Below are 4,797 nucleotides of genomic sequence, written 5' to 3'. Positions count from 1 at the left end.
GGTAGACGCTGTTGTACGTCTGCTGGGCGAGCTCCATCGCGGCCTGCGAGTGCGGGCCGAAGATTCCGTCGACGGGGTCCGTGTAGTACCCGATGTGGCATGACGTGCGTGAGGAGCGTCATATTCGTGACCGACCGTCGCGCGTCATGCTCACGTAATGAAGGTGCTTTACAAGGGATTTACGGGAGCGGGAAACACCGGAATTCACGGAGGGTGACCGCGAACCGCCGTAACGGATCAAGCGGAACCAGGACGGCGGGAACCGTTCGCTTGTCCGGGTGCGTCCTGCTCGCTTACGTTCGCCACGCATCCGGACGGAACGCCGAATCCTGCCGCCGCCCGGAGTCCCCACACACTCACCCGTGCCCGGCAGGAGCGGGGGACCCACCAGGCAAGACCGCCTGTTCCGGTTCCCGGGACAGGTCAGGGGTGCAGTCACGCGTTCACACGTGACCGGGCAGCTCCAGCCCGAACCCGACAGCTCACCTCGCAGGCGCCGGAGAGGAACGCGCCATGCCCGCGAGGGGTAAGCACCGCCGCCCGAAGACCCAGCGTCTCACCCGTTCGATGGCCGTCGCCGGAACCGGAGGTGCCGCGCTGGCCCTGCCGCTCATGGGGGCCACCGGCGCCCACGCGGCCACCGCGCAGTCCGTCTCCGCGAAGGCCCCGCAGTCGCTGCCGGCCGTCGCGAGGACGGCGCCGAAGGAGGCGGCCGTACGGACGTCCGTCGCCGCGCGTTCCGCGCACCGCACGTACACCGTGGTGCCCGGCGACTGCCTCTCGCGGATCGCCCGCGACCAGAACGTCAGCGGGGGCTGGCACCGGCTCTACGCCGACAACCGGCAGGCCGTCGGCGACAACCCCTCGCTGATCCACCCCGGCCTGGAGCTCACACTCGGCGGCCGCGGCGCTACGACGACCGGTACCGCGGACTCCGGTGCCCGGCCCGAGGGGCAGTCGTCCGCCTCGTCCTCGGCGGCCACCCTGTCCACCCCGTCCACCCCGGACGCCCCGGCGGCGACCGCCTCCGGATTCACCCTCCCGGTCAGCGGTGCCACCGTCGGCACCGGCTACCACGTGGCCGGCAGCATGTGGTCCAGCGGCTACCACACCGGTGTCGACTTCGTCGTGCCCACCGGCACCCCCGTCAAGGCCGTCGGTGCGGGCACGGTCGTCACGGCCGGCTGGGGCGGCGCCTACGGCAACCAGGTCGTCATCCGGCTCGCCGACGGCTACTACGCGCAGTACGGCCACCTCTCCGCGCTCTCCGTCTCGGTCGGCCAGACCGTGACCGCGGGCCAGCAGATCGGCCTCTCCGGTGCGACCGGCAACGTGACCGGCCCGCACCTGCACTTCGAGATCCGTACCGGCCCCGACTACGGCTCGGACGTGGACCCGGTCGCCTACCTCCGCTCGAAGGGCCTCGCCGTCGGCTGACGGACGCCCCACCGGTCCGACACGCACCAACACGCACACGCACTGACACGCACTCCGAAGGCCGGACCCCCGATCCCCGGGTCCGGCCTTCGGTGTTTCCTTCTCGTGGCATCGGTGCCCCGGGCATCGACAGCGAAGGCCTGGTGGCGGCAGAGTGAACCCCGTTGGGTGAAAGCGCTTTCCGTGACCTCTGCCGCACCGGAAGGAACCTGCCGTATGACGACCACCCGCCGAGCCTTCGGGGCCCTGACCGCCGCGGCCGCGCTCGCGGCCCTCACTCCCGCCGCACCCGCGAGCGCCGCACCCCGGCACCGCCGCCTGCTCGCCCACGACGACTTCCGCCACGGTCTGGGCCAGTGGTCCGCCGAACTGGAGCAGGGCGGCACGGTCGCCGCGGCGGACGGGATCCTGGAGATCGACGTGCCCGCCGGGGCGACCGTCTGGTTCCGGCGACGGCTCGAAGGGCCGTACGTCCTGGAGTACACCGCCACACCGGTCTCGGCGGGCGGCCCCGACGACCGTGTCTCGGACCTCAACAACTTCTGGAACGCCACCGACGTCCGCTCCCCGGACGACCTGTTCGCCACCCCGCGCGGCGGCGCGCTCGCCGAGTACGACTACCTGACGACGTACTACTCGGGCTACGGCGCCAACTACAACACCACGACCCGGCTGCGCCGTTACGTCGGCGAGCCCGGCGTCCGGCCGCTGATCTACGACTACCCGGAACCCCTGCTCGTCGCGAACGAACCCAACCGCGTCCGGATCGTCTCCGACGGCTCTTCCGTACGCTGGTGGAACAACGGACGGCTGGTCTTCGACTACACCGACCCCCAGCCCTACACGGGCGGGCACTTCGCCTTCCGGACCACCTGGAGCCACTTTCTGATCAGCGACTTCCGGGTCTGGGGATCATCGCGTCAACGTCGCTGACCAGGCCCTTATTCCAGGCTTGGCAGAGTATTTAAAAGTGTCTTATCTCACCGATCGTCAACCCCTTATTACGGTCGCGTAGGTCACAGTAAAAGGTGAATCATGGTCCGACGTGGCAGACGATTCGAAGAGTGACAATGCATCAGTGATCGGGTCGTACGTGGCGCTGGGGGACAGCTTCAGCGAGGGCGTCGGCGACCCGGGCCCCGACGGGGCGTTCGTCGGCTGGGCCGACCGGTTCGCGGTACTGCTGTCGGACCGGCGCCCCGAGGGCGACTTCGAGTACACCAACCTCGCCGTACGCGGGAAACTGCTCGACCAGATCGTGGCGGACCAGGTGCCCAAGGCCCTGGAACTCGCCCCGGACCTGGTCTCCTTCTGCGCCGGCGGCAACGACATCATCCGCCCCGGCACCGACCCGGACGAGGTGGCCGAGCGGTTCGAGCGGGCCGTGGTCCGGCTGACCGGGGCCATCGGCACGGTCATGGTGACCACCGGCTTCGACACCCGTAACATGCCCGTCCTCAAGCACCTGCGCGGCAAGATCGCCACCTACAACGGTCATGTACGGGCGATCGCCGACCGGTACGGCTGCCCGGTGCTGGACCTGTGGTCCCTGAAGACCGTGCAGGACCGGCGGGCCTGGGACGACGACCGGCTCCACCTCTCTCCTGAGGGGCACACGCGCGTGGCGCTGCGGGCCGGTCAGGTGCTCGGCGTCGAGATACCCGCGGACCCCGACCAGCCCTGGCCGCCACTGCCGCCCCGGGGCACTCTCGAGGTCCGCCGCGACGACGTGCACTGGGCCCGCGAGTACCTGGTCCCGTGGATCGGGCGACGGCTGCGCGGCGAGTCCTCGGGCGACCACGTCACGGCCAAGGGCGCGCTCTCGCCGGACGACATCAGGATGCGGATCGCCTCCGTGGCCTGAGGCGTACGCCCGCGCGCCGGGTGAGGGGCGGCCCCCTGGAGGGCCGCCCGTCACCGCTCCTCGGGCAGTCCCAGTTCGCGGGCCAGCGCCTCGTCGGCCCATCTCTGCGCCCGCGAGCGCGGTACGGCGCCCGGGTAGGAGGTGAGCTGGACCGCGAGCCCGTCGAGCAAGGCGGTCAGCCGGAGGGCCGCGGCCATCGGGTCGGGGCACCGGAACTCACCGGCTGCCACCCCCTCGGCGATGACCTCGGCGAGCGCGGCCTTCCACTGCTGATCCAGGCTCCTGGTCACGTCCCGCAGGGCGGGTTCGCGCAACGCCACCGCCCAGCCCTCGATCCACAGCCGCCACCCCTTGGCCTGCCCGGTCGGCGCGTACCAGCGCACCGCAGCCCGCAGTCGGCGCAGCGCCGGCGCACGGCGGCCGAGCAGCCGGCGCAGATGCGTCAGATCTTCCTCGGCGGCGTGGGTGAACGCGGCGGCGACCAGCTTCTCCTTGGTCGAGAAGTGGTACAGCACCAGAGCGTTGCTCACGCCGAGGGCCGACGCGACATCCGCGATCCGCACCGCCGCCACGCCCCGCGCCTCGATCTGCTCGACGGCGGCCCGCAGCAGCTCCTCGCGCCGCTCGGCCACACTCAACCGCACTCTCGCCACGCGGTCACCCTAATCCGTCGCCCCACCACCCGCGTCGCGGTCTCAGGACAGCGGCAGCCGCATGAGCGTCAGGTCCAGCCAGCGGCCGAACTTGGTGCCCACCTCCCGGACCGTGCCGGCGTGCTCGAAGCCGAACCGTTCGTGCAGCCGGACGGACGAGGCGTTCCGGGCCTCGATGCCGGCGATCATCACATGGTGGCCCGCCTCGCGTGCCGCGGCGATCAGCGCGGCCAGCAGCGCGGAGCCGATGCCGAGTCCCTGGCTGCCCTCACGCACGTAGACGGAGTCCTCCACCGTGTGCCGGTAGCCGTCCAGAGCCCGCCACGGCCCGTAGACCGCGAATCCGGCCACCTCGCCCGGAGCGCCGGCGACCTCGGCCACCAGCGCCGAGCCGCGTCCCAGGTGGCCGGCGAACCAGGCCGCTCCCTCGGCCGGGGTCTGCGGGGTGTCGGTCCACAAGGCGGTCGAGTGCTCGATCGCGTGGTTGCGGATCGCCCGCACCGCTTCCGCGTCACCGGCCTGTGCCGGGCGGACCGTCACCACCGGGTTCCTCTCGTATATTGGATTCATGTCCAACATAGTAGATCCGTCGGTGGACGCCCTCGTGGCGCGGATCGCGGCCCGGGTCCGTACCGAACGGGAGCGGCGCCGCTGGACCCTGGCGCAGCTCGCGGACGCGTCCGGCGTCTCCGCGGCGATGATCAGCCGGATCGAACGGGGCGAGAGCAGCCCCACCGCCGTCGTCCTCGGCAAGCTGTCCGCCGCCTTCCGCCTCAGCGTCGCCTCCCTGCTCGCCCTCGCCGAGGGCACGCCGGACCCGCCGGACGCCGTGACCGACACGGT

Annotated in this window: 6 protein-coding genes and 1 riboswitch; of the genes, 4 read left to right on the top strand and 2 right to left on the bottom strand. The window is 71.4% G+C overall.

Annotated features, from left to right (window positions below):
- The first annotated feature begins 347 nt into the window (after positions 1–347).
- A riboswitch (cyclic di-AMP (ydaO/yuaA leader) is annotated at positions 348–509 on the top strand.
- A 4-nt stretch (positions 510–513) separates the two neighbouring features.
- From ABZ646_RS40140 to ABZ646_RS40130, 3 genes are all read left to right on the top strand, one after another.
- The gene (locus ABZ646_RS40140; RefSeq protein WP_360530773.1) at positions 514–1,437 is read left to right on the top strand and encodes a LysM peptidoglycan-binding domain-containing M23 family metallopeptidase; all 924 of its coding nucleotides are present in this window, start codon (positions 514–516) and stop codon (positions 1,435–1,437) included.
- 216 nt (positions 1,438–1,653) lie between these two features.
- Positions 1,654–2,370: a DUF6250 domain-containing protein gene (locus ABZ646_RS40135; protein ID WP_360530770.1), complete on the top strand. Its 717-nt coding sequence runs from the start codon at positions 1,654–1,656 to the stop codon at positions 2,368–2,370.
- Positions 2,371–2,515: 145 nt separating this feature from the next.
- Positions 2,516–3,301, top strand: coding sequence for an SGNH/GDSL hydrolase family protein (locus ABZ646_RS40130; protein ID WP_360530767.1), 786 nt, complete (start codon positions 2,516–2,518; stop codon positions 3,299–3,301).
- Positions 3,302–3,351: 50 nt separating this feature from the next.
- On the opposite strand, the gene ABZ646_RS40125 is transcribed toward ABZ646_RS40130, so the two are convergent.
- Together ABZ646_RS40125 and ABZ646_RS40120 are read right to left on the bottom strand one after the other, a co-directional pair.
- Positions 3,352–3,954, bottom strand: coding sequence for a TetR family transcriptional regulator C-terminal domain-containing protein (locus ABZ646_RS40125; RefSeq protein WP_360530764.1), 603 nt, complete (start codon positions 3,952–3,954; stop codon positions 3,352–3,354).
- A 42-nt stretch (positions 3,955–3,996) separates the two neighbouring features.
- Positions 3,997–4,524, bottom strand: a complete 528-nt coding sequence (locus ABZ646_RS40120; protein WP_360530761.1) for an N-acetyltransferase family protein — start codon at positions 4,522–4,524, stop codon at positions 3,997–3,999.
- On the opposite strand from ABZ646_RS40120, the gene ABZ646_RS40115 reads away from it, so the two are divergent.
- A partial coding sequence (locus ABZ646_RS40115) for a helix-turn-helix transcriptional regulator (protein ID WP_360530758.1) occupies positions 4,523–4,797 on the top strand: 275 nt, incomplete at its 3' end. The genes ABZ646_RS40120 and ABZ646_RS40115 overlap by 2 nt on opposite strands.

Source organism: Streptomyces sp. NPDC007162 (assembly GCF_040634175.1).
In the GTDB taxonomy this organism is placed as follows: Bacteria; Actinomycetota; Actinomycetes; order Streptomycetales; family Streptomycetaceae; genus Streptomyces.
Note: the sequence above shows the minus strand (reverse complement) of the source record. Positions and strands in the feature narration are given on the sequence as shown.

What these genes read in the sequence shown, in the direction of transcription:
- ABZ646_RS40140 (WP_360530773.1), top strand. Translation starts at nt 514, where the DNA reads ATGCCCGCGAGGGGTAAGCACCGCCGCCCGAAGACCCAGCGTCTCACC.
- ABZ646_RS40135 (WP_360530770.1), top strand. Translation starts at nt 1,654, where the DNA reads ATGACGACCACCCGCCGAGCCTTCGGGGCCCTGACCGCCGCGGCCGCG.
- ABZ646_RS40120 (WP_360530761.1), bottom strand. Translation starts at nt 4,524, where the DNA reads ATGAATCCAATATACGAGAGGAACCCGGTGGTGACGGTCCGCCCGGCA.